This window comes from Stenotrophomonas sp. SbOxS2 (assembly GCF_013416715.1).
Classification (GTDB): Bacteria; Pseudomonadota; Gammaproteobacteria; order Xanthomonadales; family Xanthomonadaceae; genus Stenotrophomonas; species Stenotrophomonas lactitubi.
Genome location: NZ_JAAVXD010000004.1, coordinates 284,037 through 301,632 on the forward strand (window position 1 = coordinate 284,037; position 17,596 = coordinate 301,632).

Annotated in this window: 15 protein-coding genes; 8 read left to right on the forward strand and 7 right to left on the reverse strand. The window is 67.3% G+C overall.

Annotated elements, in window-relative coordinates:
• Positions 1–25: 25 nt before the first annotated feature.
• Genes HFK18_RS09220 through HFK18_RS09230 form a run of 3 tightly spaced genes read right to left on the reverse strand, consistent with a single transcriptional unit; the run spans position 26 to position 3,151 of the window.
• Positions 26–1,081: an ABC transporter substrate-binding protein gene (locus tag HFK18_RS09220; protein WP_180165959.1), complete on the reverse strand. Its 1,056-nt coding sequence runs from the start codon at positions 1,079–1,081 to the stop codon at positions 26–28.
• Positions 1,078–2,469 carry a sensor histidine kinase gene (locus HFK18_RS09225; RefSeq protein WP_180166068.1) on the reverse strand — a complete coding sequence of 464 codons (1,392 nt, stop codon included), beginning with the start codon at positions 2,467–2,469 and terminating at the stop codon, positions 1,078–1,080. Before HFK18_RS09225 ends, HFK18_RS09220 begins: the two co-directional genes overlap by 4 nt.
• Positions 2,462–3,151, reverse strand: a complete 690-nt coding sequence (locus HFK18_RS09230; RefSeq protein WP_180165960.1) for a response regulator transcription factor — start codon at positions 3,149–3,151, stop codon at positions 2,462–2,464. Before HFK18_RS09230 ends, HFK18_RS09225 begins: the two co-directional genes overlap by 8 nt.
• Before the next feature lie 324 nt (positions 3,152–3,475).
• Between HFK18_RS09230 and HFK18_RS09235 the strand changes: the two genes are divergently transcribed.
• The 4 genes from HFK18_RS09235 to HFK18_RS09250 all read left to right on the forward strand — a co-directional run bounded on the left by HFK18_RS09235 (position 3,476) and on the right by HFK18_RS09250 (position 9,230).
• Entirely contained in the window at positions 3,476–4,615 is a 1,140-nt protein-coding gene (locus tag HFK18_RS09235; RefSeq protein ID WP_180166070.1) for a porin, read from the forward strand.
• Positions 4,616–4,669: 54 nt separating this feature from the next.
• Entirely contained in the window at positions 4,670–5,998 is a 1,329-nt protein-coding gene (locus HFK18_RS09240) for a CitMHS family transporter (RefSeq protein ID WP_180166072.1), read from the forward strand.
• A gap of 24 nt (positions 5,999–6,022) precedes the next feature.
• On the forward strand, positions 6,023–6,763 hold the full coding sequence (gene phbB, locus HFK18_RS09245) for an acetoacetyl-CoA reductase (protein ID WP_180165961.1): 741 nt from the start codon (positions 6,023–6,025) through the stop codon (positions 6,761–6,763).
• A 178-nt stretch (positions 6,764–6,941) separates the two neighbouring features.
• Positions 6,942–9,230: a TonB-dependent receptor gene (locus HFK18_RS09250; RefSeq protein ID WP_089238098.1), complete on the forward strand. Its 2,289-nt coding sequence runs from the start codon at positions 6,942–6,944 to the stop codon at positions 9,228–9,230.
• 437 nt (positions 9,231–9,667) lie between these two features.
• Here HFK18_RS09250 and HFK18_RS09255 read toward each other — a convergent pair whose 3' ends face one another.
• Together HFK18_RS09255 and rsgA are read right to left on the reverse strand one after the other, a co-directional pair.
• On the reverse strand, positions 9,668–10,921 hold the full coding sequence (locus HFK18_RS09255; protein WP_093817976.1) for a flavohemoglobin expression-modulating QEGLA motif protein: 1,254 nt from the start codon (positions 10,919–10,921) through the stop codon (positions 9,668–9,670).
• A 185-nt stretch (positions 10,922–11,106) separates the two neighbouring features.
• Positions 11,107–12,207 carry a ribosome small subunit-dependent GTPase A gene (rsgA, locus tag HFK18_RS09260; RefSeq protein ID WP_257216108.1) on the reverse strand — a complete coding sequence of 367 codons (1,101 nt, stop codon included), beginning with the start codon at positions 12,205–12,207 and terminating at the stop codon, positions 11,107–11,109.
• A 121-nt stretch (positions 12,208–12,328) separates the two neighbouring features.
• On the opposite strand from rsgA, the gene HFK18_RS09265 reads away from it, so the two are divergent.
• Genes HFK18_RS09265 through HFK18_RS09275 form a run of 3 tightly spaced genes read left to right on the forward strand, consistent with a single transcriptional unit; the run spans position 12,329 to position 14,960 of the window.
• Positions 12,329–13,603 carry a pyridoxal phosphate-dependent aminotransferase gene (locus tag HFK18_RS09265; protein ID WP_100462668.1) on the forward strand — a complete coding sequence of 425 codons (1,275 nt, stop codon included), beginning with the start codon at positions 12,329–12,331 and terminating at the stop codon, positions 13,601–13,603.
• A gap of 3 nt (positions 13,604–13,606) precedes the next feature.
• Positions 13,607–14,224, forward strand: coding sequence for an SGNH/GDSL hydrolase family protein (locus HFK18_RS09270; protein WP_180165963.1), 618 nt, complete (start codon positions 13,607–13,609; stop codon positions 14,222–14,224).
• 4 nt (positions 14,225–14,228) lie between these two features.
• Entirely contained in the window at positions 14,229–14,960 is a 732-nt protein-coding gene (locus HFK18_RS09275) for a class I SAM-dependent methyltransferase (protein ID WP_180165964.1), read from the forward strand.
• Between the two features lie 258 nt (positions 14,961–15,218).
• On the opposite strand, the gene HFK18_RS09280 is transcribed toward HFK18_RS09275, so the two are convergent.
• Positions 15,219–15,998 (reverse strand): polysaccharide deacetylase family protein, encoded by a 780-nt coding sequence (locus tag HFK18_RS09280; RefSeq protein ID WP_180165965.1) that lies wholly within the window; start codon positions 15,996–15,998, stop codon positions 15,219–15,221.
• A 60-nt stretch (positions 15,999–16,058) separates the two neighbouring features.
• On the opposite strand from HFK18_RS09280, the gene grxD reads away from it, so the two are divergent.
• The gene (gene grxD, locus HFK18_RS09285; protein WP_180165966.1) at positions 16,059–16,985 is read left to right on the forward strand and encodes a Grx4 family monothiol glutaredoxin; all 927 of its coding nucleotides are present in this window, start codon (positions 16,059–16,061) and stop codon (positions 16,983–16,985) included.
• Between the two features lie 55 nt (positions 16,986–17,040).
• Here the strand turns inward: grxD and HFK18_RS09290 are convergent, their stop codons facing one another.
• Positions 17,041–17,580, reverse strand: a complete 540-nt coding sequence (locus HFK18_RS09290) for a DUF924 family protein (protein ID WP_089236798.1) — start codon at positions 17,578–17,580, stop codon at positions 17,041–17,043.
• Positions 17,581–17,596: the final 16 nt, after the last annotated feature.

Below are 17,596 nucleotides of genomic sequence, written 5' to 3' on the forward strand. Positions count from 1 at the left end.
GGCATTGGCCGGCGCTGCCAGGGCATCAGCGCCCTGCCGGCTCCACGCTGCTGCGCCAGGCATCGAGGAACTGCCGCCGCTTCAGCGCGTCCAGGTACACCAACAGCCCCGGGCCGAGCTGGATCGGGCGACGGCTGCGGCCGGGCGCTTCGTCGCCGCCTGCATCGCCGCGCACGATCGGCATCAGCCGCGCCTCGCGCGCGAGCACCTGCTGGCCGCGTGGCGACAGCAGGTAGTCGAGGAAGCGTCGCGCTTCCTGCGGGTGCGCTCCGGTGCGCGGAATCACCGCGGTACGCAGCACCACCAGCGTGTAGTCCTCCGGCTCGACGATGGCCAGCGGTGCGCCCGCGTCGATACGCGCCTGCGCATACGAGCCCAGCACGTTGTAGACCAGCGACAACTGGCCGCTGGCCACCTGGTCCAGCAGCACGCCGGTGCGTTCCTCGCGCACCACCGCGTTGTCCCCCAGCGCGCCGAGCAGGGCGCCGGCGATGCTGCCGCGCTGGGCATCCTGGGTCGCCAGCAGGTAACCCACGCTGCTGCGTTCGATATCGTAGGTGCCGACCTTGCCGCGCAACGGCGCGCCTTCCGCGCGCAGCAGGTCCAGCAGTTGTCGACGCGTGTGCGGCGCCTTCGCGGCCGGCAGCCTGCCGGTGTTGTAGACCATCACCACCGGTTCGTAACTGATGCCGAACGCCTCGCCACGCCACTGCGCCCACGCAGGCAGCGCCTGGGTCTGCACCGAGCGGTGCGGCAGCGCGTGGCCGTCGTTGACCAGCTTGGTCTGCAGGTCCATGCCGCTGGAGATCAGCAGATCCGGCGACGCAGGTCCGGCGCGGTCATGCAGGTAACGCGCGTACAGGTCCTGGGTGATGATGTCTTCGTATACCACCTCGCTGCCCGGATGCAGCCGCTGGTAGTCGGCGATGACTTCGGCGAAGACCTCGATATCGGTGGTGCCGTGGATGCGCAGCTGTGCAGTGGCGGTGCCCTGTGCGGGAAAGCGGCGCACATCGCCCGGAGCAGCGAGGGCCGGCACGGCCAGCAACAGGGCAACAACGGTGGCGAACAGGCGGATCATGTGCTGCTCCGGGGCAGGCGGATGGTGGCGACCAAGCCGCCCTGCGGTCGATTGCTGAGATCGATCTGGCCACCATGGCTGTCGACCACCCGCTTGACGATGGCCAGGCCGAGGCCGGCACCGCCGGAGGGCGCGCCCTCGCCCCGTGCGAAACGCTCGAACACGCGTTCGGCATCCGCAGCGGCGATGCCCGTACCGTGGTCGGCGATGGTCAGCACGGCCTGCGCTCCCTCAGCGGTCAGCGCGATCTGCAAGGGACCCTCGCCGCCGTACTTCAGCGCGTTGTCGACCAGATTCTTGATGGCCTCGCGCAGCAGCAACGCGTCACCGTGCACCTGCACCGGCTCGGCGGTCATCGCCAGCTGCACGCGCGGGGCAGGCCCAGCCTGCGGCAGCGCTTCGTGCAGCGCCTGGTGCACGGTCTCGGCCAGGTCCACGGTGGCGAAGCGCTGCAGATGTGATCGATGGATCACGCTGGCGTCGCTGAGCAGCTGGTTGAGCAGGCGGCTCATGTGGGTGGCATTGCGCTCGATCGCCAGCAGGCTGCGCCGCATGTCCTGTGGGTCGTCATCATCCAGCGCCAGCTGCGCCTGCGCGCGCAGCGCGGCCAGCGGCGTGCGCATCTGGTGCGCGGCCTCGGCCATGAACGCGCGCAGGGTTTCATTGCTGCTGGACAGACGTTCCATGAAGCGGTTCAGCGCTGCCACCATCTGGTCCATCTCGCGTGGCACGCGCGCATCCAGCGGTTTCAGGTCAGACGGCTCGCGGCGGGACAGTTCGCGCTCGACCCGGACCAGTGGCCGGAACGCGCGGTGCACGCCGAAGGCCACCAGTGCCAGCAGCAACCCCGACAACACGCCGATCGCCAGCAGCGCACGGTTGACCAGTTCCTGCGCCACCGCTTCGCGCGCACGCCGGGTCTGCCCCACCTGCACCTGCACCTCGCCCTGCGCGGAGGCGGCGGCAAAGCTGCGCCCGACCACTACGAAACGCACGGTCTCGCCGCTGTAGGCAGCATCGAACAACTGCGGTTGCGTGCCCGGCCGACGCGGCAACGCGGGGAGGTCGCCGTAGCCGGTGATCAGGGTGCCGCGGCTGTCGGCAACCCGGTAGAACACGCGGTCCTCCGGCGCCATCGCCAGCAGGTCCAGCGCAGCATAGGGAAGATCCACCTGCCACTGGCCGTCCACCAAGGCCACCGAATCGGCGATGGACAGGGCCGAGGACACCAGCAGATGGTCGTAGGAGCGGTTGGCGGCGCGTTGGCCGTAATCGCGTGCAGCAAACAACAGCGCTACCGCGAATACCGCCAGCAACGCACCGAGGTACAGCAGCAGCGTACGCCGCAGAGATCCCGGAGCGGCAGGCGCAGCGCGCGCGTCAGCCATCGGTGTCGGTGCTGTCATCGCTGGCTTCCAGCAGGTAGCCGACACCGCGCACCGTGGTGATCCGCAGCGGCGCGCTTGCCAGCTTCCTGCGCAGGCGACCGATATACAGCTCGATGGCGTTCGGCCCCGCTTCGTCATCAAAGCCGAACAGGCCGTTGCCGATCTCGTCCTTGCCCACCACCTGGCCGAGGCGCCCGACCAGGATTTCCAACAGGCGGTATTCGCGGTTGGGCAGTTCGATCGGCTCGCCATCGAGGCTGACACGGTGCGCGGCATTATCGAACTGGAAGCCGCCGATCTGCACCACTTCGCTGGCCTGTCCTCGCGCACGCCGCAGCAGTACGCGGCAGCGTGCCTCGAACTCGCGGAAATCAAATGGCTTGCCCAGGTAGTCGTCGGCGCCCACATCCAGCGCCTGCACACGGTCTTCGATGCCATCGCGTGCGGTCAGCATCAGCACCGGCGTGCTGTCGCCGCGCTCACGCATGCCGGCCAGCACGCGCAGGCCATCGAGCTTGGGAAGACCGATGTCCAGCACCACCAGGTCGAAACTCTGGTAGCGCAGCACGCTGGCAGCAGCCAGACCGTCGGCCTGCCAGTCCACCGCGTGACCACTGCGGCGCATGCGACGGATGATCGCATCGGCCAAGTCCGGGTTGTCTTCGACCAGCAGCAGGCGCATGGGCGGGGGCGTGAGGGGGGAAACGAATGCTACCGCATGGCGCCGCTGCGCTCGCCGGGCATGGCCCGGCGCTACCGATGCTGACCTGTTCCGCCGGGCGTGGCGGCGCCACCGGGTGCATCGTCGCGGGGTAGCGCCGGGCCATGCCCGGCGAGCGCAGCGGCGGTCTTTACGCTGCACCGCACAAACCGCTGACAGGACGATGACAGCTTGCGCGACACAGACTGCGGCCGCGCACCGTCCGGTGCCCACGATTGCCGCGCGCCTGGCGTGCACCTGGGAGGGTTTGTGGAATTGAGCATTGCCTGGCGGCGTCCTGCCGCCATGATGGCCCTGGCTGCGCTGTCCGCGCCGGCCTTCGCCGCCGAAGACGACCGTCCGGTCACGGCCACCCTTGGCGGCCGTCTGCACTTGGACTTCGCTACCTTCGACAACGACAACCGGGGTACGCCGAACAAGGATGACACCGAGATCCGTCGCGCCTGGGTTGACGTTTCCGGCAAGTTCTTCGTGGTCGACTACAAGCTGGAAGCCGATTTCTCCGGCGACCGTGTCGAGGCCAAAGACGTCTACCTGAGCCGCAGCTTCGGCGATGCCGGCCGGCTCACCGTGGGCCAGTTCAAGCAGTACTTCTCGCTGGATGACCGCACCGGCTCCAACTACGGCAGCTTCCTGGAGCGCGGCAACGCCGGCACCACGCTGGCGCCGCTGTACCGTCTGGGCGCCTCCTGGCAGGCCAATCCAGGCGATTTCACCTGGGCGGCCAGCGTGTACAGCCTGGAGAGCATCGATGCCTGGCAGGTCAAGGGCCGCGCCGCCGGTGGCCGCGTCACCTGGGCACCGGCCCCCAGTGAGGGCGACGTGCTGCACCTGGGCCTGTCGCTGGCCCGCGAGGCCTACGACAACCCGGGCGGCAACGGCACGCCGGGCCTGAAGATCCGCCCGCGTCCGGCCGGCCATCTGTCCGACGAGAGCCGCCTGACTCTGGTCGACTTCTCCGCCGGCCGCGATACCGACGTCAACAAGTGGTCGCTGGAATATGCGCAGGTGCGCGGCCCGCTGTCATGGCAGGGCGAGTTCAGCGGCGCCACCTTCGATGATGGCGCCCAGCGCGGTGACGTGATGGCCGCCTACGGCATGCTCAGCTGGTTCGTCACCGGCGAAAGCCGTGCCTACGACCGCAAGACCGGCCGCTTCGCCCGGGTCAAGAACATCCGCCACAAGGCCGGTGCCTTCGAAGTGGCCCTGCGCTACGACCAGATGTGGGGCGCACAGCACCTCGATGGCCAACCCGACCTGCGCCGTGGCAGCACCGAAGGCTGGACGCTGGGCGGCAACTGGTACCTGCGCGACAACCTGCGTTTCATGCTCAACGTGATCGAAAGCCGCAACCGCGATCGCCTGGCCGGCACCACGGTGGACCGCACGCGCGCGGTCACCGGGCGCCTGCAGTTCGACTTCTAAACGTCAGCCCCTTCCACTTCCCCACATCCTGATTCTTCAAGGAGTCCGCAGATGATGCTGAGCATCCTCGGCTTTGGCATGGTCATTACGTTCATGTACTTGATCATGAGCAAACGACTGTCGCCACTCGTTGCCCTGATCACCATTCCCATCATCTTCGCCCTGATCGGTGGCTTCGCTGCCGGCATCGACGAAATGATGCTGGAAGGCATCAAGAAGATCGCGCCGACCGGCGTGATGCTGATGTTCGCCATCCTCTACTTCGGCGTGATGATCGATGCGGGCCTGTTCGATCCGCTGGTGCGGATCATCCTGCGCTTCGTCAAGGGCGACCCGATGAAGATCGTGCTTGGCACCGCCGTGCTGGCGATGCTGATCTCGCTCGATGGCGATGGTTCGACCACCTACATGATCACCGTGTCGGCGATGCTGCCGCTGTACCAGCGGTTGGGCATGAACGCGCTGAACATGACCTGCGTGACCATCCTCGCCGGCGGTGTGATGAACCTGACGCCGTGGGGTGGCCCGACCGCGCGCGCGGCCACCGCACTGCACGTGGACCCGGCCGATGTGTTCGTGCCGCTGATTCCGTCGATGGTGATCGCCTGCGCTGGCGTGCTGCTGCTGGCCTGGTACCTGGGCCTGAAGGAGCGCCGTCGCCTGGGCGTGGTGACCCTGCCCAAGGGTGGCAGCTGGATGGACAACAGCGTGTCCGACGACGGCAATACGCTGCCGACCGTGGAAGACGCCGAAGACACCAAGCGCCCCAGGCTGCTGTGGGTGAACCTGGCGCTGACCGTGGCCCTGATGAGCGCACTCATCATCGGTGTGCTGCCGATGCCGGTGCTGTTCATGATCGGCTTCGCCATCGCGCTGGTGATCAACTACCCGAACCTGGCCGAGCAGCGCCGCCGCGTGGTCAGCCATGCCGGCAGCGTGCTGTCGGTGGTGGCGCTGATCTTCGCCGCGGGCATCTTCACCGGCATCCTCAACAACACCGGCATGGTCGAAGCGATGTCGCACAGCTTCCTGGCGATCATCCCCGACAGCTGGGGCCCCTACCTGGCAGTGATCACCGCTGTAGCGTCGATGCCGTTCACCTTCTTCATGTCCAACGACGCGTTCTACTTCGGCGTGCTGCCGATCCTGTCCGAAGCGGCCGGCAACTACGGCATCACGCCGGTGGAAATGGCCCGCGCCTCGCTGGCCGGGCAACCGGTGCACCTGCTCAGCCCGCTGGTGCCGTCCACCTACCTGCTGGTGGGACTGGCCAAGGTCGAGTTCGCCGACCACCAGAAATTCACCCTGAAGTGGGCGATCGCCATTTCGTTGCTGCTGATGATCGGCGGCCTGCTGTTCGGCCTGTACCCCTTCGCTGCCTGATCCCTTACCAAGGAGTCTTCTGCAATGACGCTTCGAATTGCTTACGTCACCAGCGGCATGGGCAGTGTCGGCACTGCCATCTGCCAGAGCCTGGCCCGATCCGGCCATACCGTGGTCGCCGGCTGCGCACCCAACTCGCCGCGCAAGGCCAACTGGCTGCGCGAGCAGCGCGAACAGGGCTTTGATTTCATCGCCTCCGAAGGCAACGCGACCGATTGGGCGTCGACCACGGTGGCCTTCGCCAAGGTGCGTGCCGAAGTCGGCGAGGTGGACGTGCTGGTCAACAACTCCGGCGGCAGCCGCGACCTGCTGTTCCGGCAGATGACGGTGGAGGACTGGAATGCGGTGATCGCCTCCAACCTCAACTCGCTGTTCAACCTGACCAAGCAGGTGGTCGATGGCATGGCCACGCGTGGCTGGGGCCGCATCATCAACATCGGTTCGGTCAGCGCCCACAAGGGCCAGATCGGCCAGGTGAACTACGCCACGGCAAAAGCCGCGATGCACGGTTTCAGCCGTGCGCTGGCCGCTGAAGTCGCCTCGCGCGGGGTCACCGTGAATACCCTGTCGCCAGGCTATATCGCCAGCCAGGCGATCAGCAGCTTCCCGCCGGACGTGCTGGATCGACTGGCCGCGTCGGTGCCGGTACGACGCCTGGGTCGCCCGGAAGAAGTGGCCGGCCTGTGTGCCTGGCTGGCCTCGGATGAGGCCTCCTACGTGACCGGTGCGGACTATCCGGTCAACGGTGGCCTGTACATGGGCTAGCGCTTTCCCACGCAGGGCGTGGGTGTACTCCCCTCCCCCGGTAGGTTCACGCCCTGCGCGGCTTCCCCCCACGACGCCATTCGTTGGTTTTTCGTAAACAAGGTTTCATGTTCCGTTCGCATAGTGGCCATGCACCGCGCCCCCGGGCCGGTGACCACCCCCCATGCAATGGACCATCATGCAGACCCGATACCTGACGATCGCTGTGGCGATCGCGCTTTCCGCCGCCAGCGCCCACGCCGCTGAAGCCACCGACGCCACCGCCGATACCGCGCTGAGCGCGCAGACGCTGGATACCGTCTCGGTCATCGGCCAGGGCGAGACCCGCCAGGTGCAGCGCATCACCACCGTCGACAAGCAGGTGCTGCCGCCGGGTACCAGCGGCCAGAAGATCCTCGACCGCCTGCCCGGCGTGTCGGTGCAGTCCAACGATGCATTCGGTGCGAATGAAGAATCGCAGACCATCAGCCTGCGCGGCTTCGACAAGAGCCGCCTGGGCTACACGCTGGATGGCATTCCGCTGGGTGACAACAGCTACGGCAACTACAACGGCCTGAGCATCGCCCGTGCACTGATCGCCGAAAACCTGGCCGGCGCCGAGCTGTCGCAGGGCATCGGTTCGCTGGGCGTGGCCTCGACCAGCAACCTGGGCGGCACCATCCAGTACTTCTCGATGGATCCGTCCACCGAGTTCGGCGGACGCGCCAGCATCACCGCGGGGGATGACAACCAGCGCCGCGGCTACCTGCGCGTGGACACCGGCGACATCAACGGTTTCTCGGCCTATGTCTCCGGCGTGCACCAGGACCAGGACATGTGGGCCGCGCCGTACCAGAACCAGACCACCCGCCAGTTCAACGCCAAGGCGGTGTGGAACGTGGGCGACAACCGCTTCGGTGCCTTTGTGGCCACCTCGCGCGCCAGCCAGGCCAACTATGCCTACCTGTCCAAGGACATGCTGGCGCGCGGCCTGGGTTACGACTGGAACATCTATGCACCGGACTGGGATCGCGCCGTCGCGGCTGCGTACTGTGCACCGGGCACCTACAACAAGGCGCGCTGCGCGTTCAGCGGCGGCGTCAACAGCATCGACGATGCGTACTACCAGAGCCGTGCGCTGCGCGACGACAACCTGTACTCGATCGACGCCGACATCCGCCTGGGTGAGCAGGGCCGCCTGAAGCTGCTGGGCTACCACCATGAGAACCGTGGCCAGGGCCACTGGTGGGCACCGGGCCAGCCGTCCTACCCGGGCACCGACAAGATGCTGCCGATCTCGATCCGCAGCACCAACTACACCATCAACCGCGACGGCGTGACCGCCGCGCTGTCGTGGACGGTGGGCATCCATGAGCTGGAAGCCGGTGTGTGGTACGAACAGAACGACCATAACGTCTCGCGCAATTTCTACTACATCAGCGGCCCGTTCCTGGACGACCTGTACCTGCAGAACCCGGACCGCCGCCTGTTCAACCAGGACTTCGACATCCGTACCCGCCAGTTCTACGTGCAGGACCGGATGCGCTTCCTCGACCAGCGCCTGACCGTGGACGTGGGCATCAAGAGCCCCAACACGCGCATGACCGCCAAGGCCCAGCCGGGCGTGGAAACCAGCATTGCCTCGGGCACGCTGACCGCGAAGGAATCGGTGCTGCCGCAGCTGGGCGTGGGCTTCAAGCTCAACGCCAACAATGAAGTGTTCGCCTCGTATGCGGAGAACATCGCTGCCTTCGTCGGCGGCGGCAGCGGTGGCCCGCTGCAGGTGTCGCCGGAATCGTTCGCGGCCAGCGCCGGCCTGGAGCCGGAGAAGTCCAAGAGCCTGGAAGCGGGTTTCCGTACCTTCGGCGAGAAATACCAGGCCTCGATCGCCGCCTACAACGTGAAGTTCGACAACCGCCTGCTGTCGCTGAACCCGTGCTCGAGCATCGAAGTCGGCACGCGGCCGGAGTGCGTGACGCGCTTCATCAACGTCGGTTCGGTGAAGAGCCACGGTGCCGAGCTGACCTTCATCCTCAAGCCGGTTGATGGCCTGCAGTGGTACAACGCGCTGTCCTGGAACAAGACCACCTACGAGGATGACTACACCTCGGGCGGCGCGATCGTGCCGGTGGCCGGCAAGATCACCGTGGATACGCCGCAGCGCATGGCCTCCAGCGAAATCAGCTGGAACCGCGACGGCTTCTTCGCCAGCCTGCGCGCCAAGTACACCGGCAAGCGCTACTACACCTACACCAACGACCAGTCGGTGCCGGGCGTGACCACCTTCGATGCGGGTGCTGGTTACGACTTCGGCCCGGGCATGGGCCTGCGCAACGTGCGGGTGTCGTTGAACGCGACGAACCTGACCAACAAGCGCTATGCGGGCCAGCTGAGTTCGTTCGCACCGACCGATCCGAAGGGCACGCGGTATGCGATCCATGCGAGTGCACCGCGACAGGTGTTCATGACGGTGGCGGCGGAGTTCTAAATCAAAAGCGGGCGCTGCGGCGCGGGGATGCCGTAGTGGGGCGAGGTGGGACGGGCCGAGGCAGGACACGCCGCAAGTACGTCCCTGTAGGCTCGGTCGGCGCATCCATGCGCCTCACGGTCCTGCCTCGGCCCGTCCCACCTCTCTCGACAGTTTCCCGCTCCGGCGCGGAGGCAATGAGAAGCAAGGGCAAAAGCAAAGAGCCGGGCGATGCCCGGCTCCTTGCTTTTCAAGCTTTTCAAACGCAATCCTCTGGTGGACCTGCTACCGCGCTCGCAGGAAACTGTCTGGAGGAGGCGGGGCACCCTGGCCAGGACCGTTGGCGCCATGGATGGCGCCATCGAGCACCATGGAGGGGCTTTTGCGTGTCCTGGCCAGGGTGCCCCGCCTCCTCCCAGCCGATAGCAGGCAGGCGCCGGAGGATCCGCCAACGCATTTCATTCCGGCGCCAGCTGGTCCATCCGGATGCGGTTGGCAAACAACGAGAACGCCAGCATGCCGGCCAGGCCATTCGCCCGGCTCATCCAATGCGGCAGCCAACGCGGTGGCTTCAGCACGCCCGATTCGAACAGCGGCGCGAACGCGATCGCATCGGTCAGGCTCATCTTGCCGGCAAACAACCAACGGCAGACCTGCAGGCGATCCTCAGCCAGCATGTGGCGGAAGAACGTATGCACCGACACCAGCCCGCGCAGGTACACCGTGTCCTTGGTGAAGGCCAGGCCACCACTCGGCGGCACACCGCGGAATACCCGCTGCGCCGAGGCGAAGCTCTCTTCCGGGTTCTGCCCGGCATCGCAGAAGTAGCGGAATACCTCGATGAAGTCCGCACCTTCGCGCGCCATCGCAATCGCCTCGGTACGCAAGCTGATGCGCTTCAGTCGCTCGATGTCGATGCTGCCGGTGATCTGCTCGGCGAATGTCGCCAATCCTTCCTGGGTGGCCGTCACCCGTGGCGAGGACAGCGCCAGGCTTGGCAGCACCGGCTGCGCGCGGCCGTTCAATGCGGTCAGCGAATGCACCAGCGCTTCGTGGTGGAACAGCTGCGCGCGGTCGTAGGCGCTGAAACGCGCACTGGTGCGCAGGCGGATGCGGGTCGGTCCGGCCGCTGCCTTGGAGACCAGCTCCGGGTCCAGCTGCACCTGGATGATGCGTGATTCGAAGAACGCATCGAGGTCATTCTGCAGCTGCAGCTGCAACGCGATCGCCGAAACCGGCACCTGTTCTTCCGGTGCCAGCAGTTCGTGATCCAGTTCGGCGGCGATCTGGATGAAGTGGCGCGCTGCATCGCGCGTGCTCGGTCCGTTGCCGGGCAACGGTTGCTCGGGTGACCCGAACAACTGCACCGAACAGGCATCCACGGCCGCGGTACCGAGGCCTTCCAGCAGCTGTGCAGCCAGATCCCAGCTCTGCGCGGACTGCCGCACGTAATGGCCCAGCGGATGGCTTTCATCACACTCGGCAGCAAGCGCCGCCAGCGCGCGACGTTCGTCGCTGAAGTCCAGCTTCGGGTAGTCGACCACCGGCAGCGTCGGCTGGCCGCGCGCAACGCTGTCCAGGAAGGGTGCTTGCAGGGTTGCCGGCCAGCTGGTCAGGCCCAGCAGGCGGATGCCTCCTACGGCCTCGACCAGGCGCGCATCGAGCGCTGCATGGTGGGCCACGTCACGGTCAAGCGTCGCGGTCGGTTCCATGGGCGGACTATAGCGCCCTGCCCTTGCTTTGGTAGGTGCCAACCTTGGTTGGCAGCCGCCGACGGCGGGCTTCGGACGCGTTCGTGCCAACCAAGGTTGGCACCTACCAGAAGCAGGCAGCAGCGGGATCATTGCCGGGGGCAGAGCCCATTGCGGCGCAATGGGATCCGACCCCGCGATCCGGGTCAGCGCCTGCGCGGCTTGCCGGCGGGGCGGAACTGCTGGCCCTTGCCTTTCCTGCCACCGCGCTCCTGCGCGGTCTCGGCCTGGCGCACGGCCAGCTTCGCGGCGGCGGCGGCCACTTCTTCCTTCAACTTGAAGTAGTTCTGCAGCCGGCTCTCTTCAATCTCGCCGGCATCGATCGCCGCACGCACGGCACAGCCGGGTTCCTGCTGGTGCATGCAGTCGCGGAAGCGGCACTGCGCGGCCAGCGCTTCGATATCGGCGAAACCACCTTCGGCCAGCGTTTCTTCGCCGGTCGGCTTCAGTTCGCGCATGCCCGGCGTATCGATCAGGCAGGCGCCCATCGGCAGTGGCATCAGTGCGCGGTGGGTGGTGGTATGGCGGCCGCGCGAATCGTTGGCGCGCACCGAGTTGGTCTTCATCCGCTGCTCGCCCAGCAGCGTGTTGGTCAGCGTCGACTTGCCCGCACCGGAAGAACCCACCAGCACCACCGTGCGGCCGGGGCCCAGCCACGGCTCCAGCACGGCAACACTGTCTGCATCCAGGCCGTTGATCGCGTGCAGGGCAATGCCCTGCATCTCCAGCTCTTCCAGTACCGCCAGCGCGTCTTCGCTGTACTCGGTCTGGTCGGCCTTGGTCAGCACCACCACCGGTTCGGCACCGCCACCGCCCACCAGCAGCAGGTAGCGTTCAATACGGCGCGGATTGAAGTCCGCATCCAGCCCACAGACGATGAAGACGGTATCGATGTTGGCCGCGATCACCTGCTGGTGGTAATGCTCACCGGCGGCGCCACGCTTGATCGCGGTACGTCGCGGCAACAGGGCGACGATGCGGATGCCGTCCAGCAGCACCCAGTCGCCAACCGCTGGCCGTTCGTGGCTGGGGAAGCGCGGGCGCTGCCATTCCGGCAACGATTCGGCCTTGATCGACGCCTCCGGGCCATCCGCCACCACGTAATGGGTGCGGTGCTGTTCGATCACCCGCGCCGGGTGGGCCTGCGGGTGCGCAGCCATCACGGCCTGCCAGTCGGCCTGCTGCGGCGGGCCCGGCCAGGGCCAGCCAATGGTCTGCAGGGCGGTGAAATCGGGGGTCTGGGTCATCGCCGCCATTCTACCTGTGCGATGCCGCCCAGCCCAATGTTGGCGGGCCCTGCAGCCCTTGCCATGCGCTGCAGCAATTCCGCTACCATGGAACCCCCATGCCTTTTGCGGCCCACCGCCCATGTCCACTCCCTCGCCCAAACCCCTGGTCATCCGCGAGCGCCTTTCCGAAGTGCGCTACGAAATCCGCGGAGAACTGGCACGGCGAGCCCGGGAGCTGGAAGCGCAGGGCCACAAGCTGATCAAGCTCAACATCGGCAATCCCGGCGCTTTCGGCTTCCGTGCACCGGAACATCTGCAGCGCGCCATCGCCGATGACATGGGCCGCACCGATCCGTACACCCACCAGCAGGGCCTGCCGGTCGCCCGCGAAGCCATCGCCGCCGCCTACGCCCGCCGTGGCGCACCGGATGCCCACCCCGACCGTGTGTTCGTCGGCAACGGCGTCAGCGAGCTGATCGACCTGTCGCTGCGTGCGCTGCTCAACCCGGGCGACGAAGTGCTGGTGCCCTCGCCGGACTACCCGCTGTGGTCGGCCTCGACCATCCTCAACGACGGCCGCCCGGTGTATTACCGCTGCGCCGCCGAGAACGGCTTCCAGCCGGACCCGAGCGAGATCGAGACGCTGGTGTCCTCGCGCACCCGCGCCATCGTGCTGATCAACCCGAACAACCCCAGCGGCGCCAGCTACCCGCGCGAGCTGCTGGAGCGCGTGGTCGAGATCGCGCGCCAGCACAACCTGCTGCTGCTGGTCGATGAGATCTACGACCAGATCCTGTACGACGACGCGGTGTTCCAGCCGGTCGCACCGCTGGCTGGTGACCATCCCTGCCTGACCTTCGGCGGCCTGAGCAAGGTGCACCGCGCCTGCGGCTGGCGCGTGGGCTGGGCCCACCTCAGCGGCGACGACGCGCGCCTGGGCGACTTCCGCGCCGCGCTGGACCTGCTGGGCGCGCTGCGCCTGTGCGCCAACGTGCCGGGCCAGTACGCCATCGACGCCGCAGTGAACGGGCCGGACACCATTTCCGAGCTGTGCGCACCGGGCGGCCGTCTGTATGAAACCCGCCGTGCGGTGATCGAAGCCTGCGAGGCCAGCGAGCATCTGTCGCTGGTCGCCCCCGCCGGTGCGCTGTACGCCTTCCCGGCCGTGGTCGGCGCCGCCGCCAAGGGCTTCGACGACCACAATTTCGCGCTGGACCTGATGAACAACGACGGCGTGCTGGTGGTGCCGGGCTCGAGCTTCAACGTGCCTTACCGCCACCACTTCCGCGTGACCCTGCTGCCAGAGGCGTCGGTGATGCGCGACGTGTTCGCCCGTATCGATCGTGCCCTCGCCCGCCGTGCCGAAGACGCCACCAAGGTGGTGCCGCTGAAGCCCCGCCGGTCGGTGGCTTGAGCGATGGGCTTGTCGTATCTGGCCCTAGGCGATTCCTACACCATTGGTGAAGCGGTCGCGGTCGACGGTCGCTGGCCGCATCAGCTCGCCGCCGCGCTGCGCGCGCAGGGCATCGATCTGGCCGACCCGCAGACGATCGCCACCACGGGTTGGACCACCGACGAGCTCGACGCCGGCATCGACCAAGTGGCGCCGCGAGGGCCGTTCGACTTCGTCAGCCTGCTGATCGGCGTCAACAACCAGTATCGCGAGCGCCCGCTGGACGAGTACCAGGTGCAGTTCCAGGCCCTGCTGCAGCGCGCGATCGGCTTTGCCGGTGGCCGCGCGGACCACGTGCTGGTGCTGTCCTTCCCGGACTGGGGCACCACGCCGTACGGTGCAGGCAGCGGTCGCGACCTGGCCCGCGTCGAGCTGGAGACCGACGAGTTCAATGCTGCCGCCGAGGTGATCAGCAGCCAGCAGGGCGTGGCCTTCGTCGACATCACCGATATCAGCCGCGACAACGGCGCTGACCCTACGATGATCGCCGAGGATGGCCTGCACCCGTCCGCGCGGATGTATGCGCTGTGGAGCGCGCGTGCGCTGCCGGTGGCCGCGCACCTGCTGGGCAGGACGGACTGAGCCGATGGACGGCACGCCACGGAACGGCACGCCTCTACCCTGTTCGCCGCTGGATGCCGGGCAGGCGCGCCTGATCGCCGAGTCCTTCCGGCCGATGCAGGCCTGGGGCAGCCGCCGCGATTACTACTACACCCGCGGCAAGCTGGGCAGCGACCCGCTGTATGACGGCGTACTGCAGCACCTGCCGGACGACGGCCAGCCGGTGCTCGACCTGGGCTGTGGGCTGGGCCTGTTCGCACACGTGCTGCGCCAGCGCGGCCGCCAGCAGGCCTACCTCGGGATCGACGTGGACAGCGACAAGATCGCGCGTGCGCAGCGCGCCGGCACCGGCCTGGCCGATGCACGTTTCGACTGTCTGGATGTGCAGGCCCCCTTGCCGGCGCATGCAGGGCATGTGTTGCTGCTGGATGTGCTGCAGTACCTGGACGAAGCGCCGCAGCTGGAACTGCTGCGCGCGGTGAGCGCGCGGGTCGCACCCGGTGGGCGCCTGCTGCTGCGCACGCCGCTGGCGACCGGCGACCGCCGCGACCGCACCACGCGGGTGGCTGATCGGCTGGCGTGGCTGGTCGGCTGGATGGGCACGCGACCGCGTCACTACCCGGATCCACAGCGGCTGCAGGCCACGCTGGCCGAGGCTGGGCTGCAGGTGGCTCCGTTGCGTCCCCTGCATGGGCGCACGCCGTTCAACAGCTGGCTGCTGGTGGCTGAGCGTCCGGGAACTGCGGCCAACGGCTGAGCCCCTCGTGGTGGGCGGCCAAGGTGATCGTGAGATGGCCGGGTGGGTGGACTGCACAGGGGGCGCTGCAAGTACGTCCATGTAAGCTCGGTCGCCGCATCCATGCGGCTCACGCCCCTGTGCAGCCCACCCACCCGGCCACGGACGGTTTACGGGGGCGTCCACCACGGAAGACAAGAGAGAAAAGCGAAGAGCAAAAGCGGGTCGCTTCGCTCTTTCCGCGCTGCGCGCTCGCCGGGCGTGGCCCGGCGCTACCGGTCAGCCGGCCGGCAGTTCGGCCTTCAGGCCGCGCTCGTCCAGCGCCTGCAGCACGCGTTCGATGATGGCCAGGTTGTGGCCGTGGGCGGCACCTTCATGCAACAGCACGATCGCGCCCGGGCGCAGGTCGGGCAGCAGACGCGCCAGCACGCCATCCGGCGTACAGCCGACGCCGTCGTAGCCGCGTGCGCTCCAGCCCACGCGCACCAGGCCCAGCTTGCGCAGCACCGGCGCTACGAACGGGTTGGTCATGCCCACCACCGAGCGGTACCAGCGCACCGGTCGCCCGCTCACCGTCTGCAGCGCCTGCTGGCAACCCTCGATCTCCGCCGCCATCGTGCCCGGGCCCAGCCGCCAGAAGCGCGCCTGCGGGTGGCTGTAGCTGTGGTTGCCGAGGTCGTGTCCGCGACGCAGGATCTCCTCCACCAGGGCCGGATGCGCCAATGCGCGCTCGCCGACCAGGAAAAAGGTCGCCCGTGCCTGGTACCGGTCCAGCAGATCCAGCACCGCCGGGGTCTGCTCCCCGGGGCCGTCGTCGATGGTCAGCCAGACGCGGTTGCCGGCATCGGGCAACCGGCTCAGCACCGGCGCGTAGAAGCGGCTGTTGGGCAGGAACACCGGCACCATGAACAACGCGTGGCTTGCCACCATCAGCGCAAGGCCCCAGTGCCAACCGGCCAGCACCCAGGTCAGGATCACGGCCAGCTGCGACAGCACCAGCCAGGGTACCCAGCGCCAGGGCCGGGTCGGGATGCGATGCAATGTTCCTGCGCTGGTCATTCCCCATGATGCCATGGGGGGTAGAATTGATGATTCGAATTTTTCGGACCCTTGACTGCCATGTCCCTCGATCCCGCCCTGCGTTCGCGCATCGAAACCATCCTCAACGACAACCGCGTCGTGCTGTTCATGAAGGGCCAGCCGTCGATGCCGCAGTGCGGTTTCTCGGCCAAGGCCGTGGGTGCCCTGCAGGACCTGGGCGTGGAATTCGCCCACGTCAACGTGCTGGCGGACGCGGAGATCCGCGAAGGCATCAAGGCCTATGGCGACTGGCCGACCATCCCGCAGCTGTATATCGACGGCGAACTGGTCGGCGGCAGCGACATCGTGCTGCAGATGGCCGCCAGTGGTGAGCTGAGCAGCGTGCTGGGCCTGGCTGCACCGGACCGCACCCCGCCGCGCATCACCGTCACCCCGGCTGCGGTGGAAATGCTGAAGGGCGCGCTGGCCGATTCGCCGGGTGCGTCGCTGCAGCTGGGCATCGATGCCCGCTTCCAGCCGAACTTCCAGCTGGCCCCGTACGACGAAGGCGCGATCGCCGCCGAGTCCAACGGCCTGCGCGTGCAGTTCGACCTGGCCAGCGCCCGCCGCGCCGATGGCATCACCATCGACTGGGTTGACGACATCCGTGGCAAGGGCCTGGCGATCGACAACCCGAACGCGCCCAAGCCGGTGCAGGAAATCAGCGTGCGCGATGCCGACGACCTGGTGCGTGCCGGCAACGTGATGCTGGTGGACGTGCGCCCGGCCGAAGAACGTGCCATCGCCGCTGTCGGCGTGCCGTTCAAGAGCTTCGATGGCAACGGCCGCGCCGAGCTGGAAGCCCTGCCGAAGGACACCGCCCTGGCCTTCCTGTGCCACCACGGTGGCCGCAGCGCACAGGCAGCGGAGCAGTTCCGTACGCTGGGCTTCAGCAAGGTGTTCAACGTCACCGGCGGCATCGATGCCTGGTCGGACGAAGTGGACAACGGCGTGCCGAAGTACTGATCGGCTGCAGTTGAAACCCACAAAAACGCCGGCGAAAGCCGGCGTTTTTTGTTTCTTACCCGGCAAACCCGCCTTCGGCCAGGTAGTCCAGTTCTTCCGGCGACGGCATGCGGCCGAGCACCGCATTGCGATGCGGGAACCGGCCGAAGCGGCGGATGATGTCGCGGTGCAGTTCGGCGTACTGCAGGTATTCCTTGTCACCCAGCACGTCGAACATCGCGACCGAGCGGTCCTGGTCCAGCGGATCTTCGGAATGCTCGAACGGCAGGTAGATGAAGGCGCGCAGCTTGGGAACCAGCTGCAGGTCCAGCCCCTCTTCGATCGCGCGCATGGCGTAGTGCCTGGCCAGGCCATCGGTGGCATAGGAATGGGCCGTGCCGCGGAAGCAGTTGCGCGGGAACTGGTCCAGCAGCAGCATCAGCGCCAGCGCACCCTCGGCGCTGCCCAGCCAGTGCTCGCGCGCGCGCGATGCGGCGGCATGGTGTTCGTCCGCGAACAGCGTACGGAACCGTGCATCGAACGCATCATCGCGGGCAAACCACTTTTCAGGGCCCGCGTCCTTCCAGAATTCCACCACTTGCGCGGCAACGTCCATCACCTACTCCCCAAGG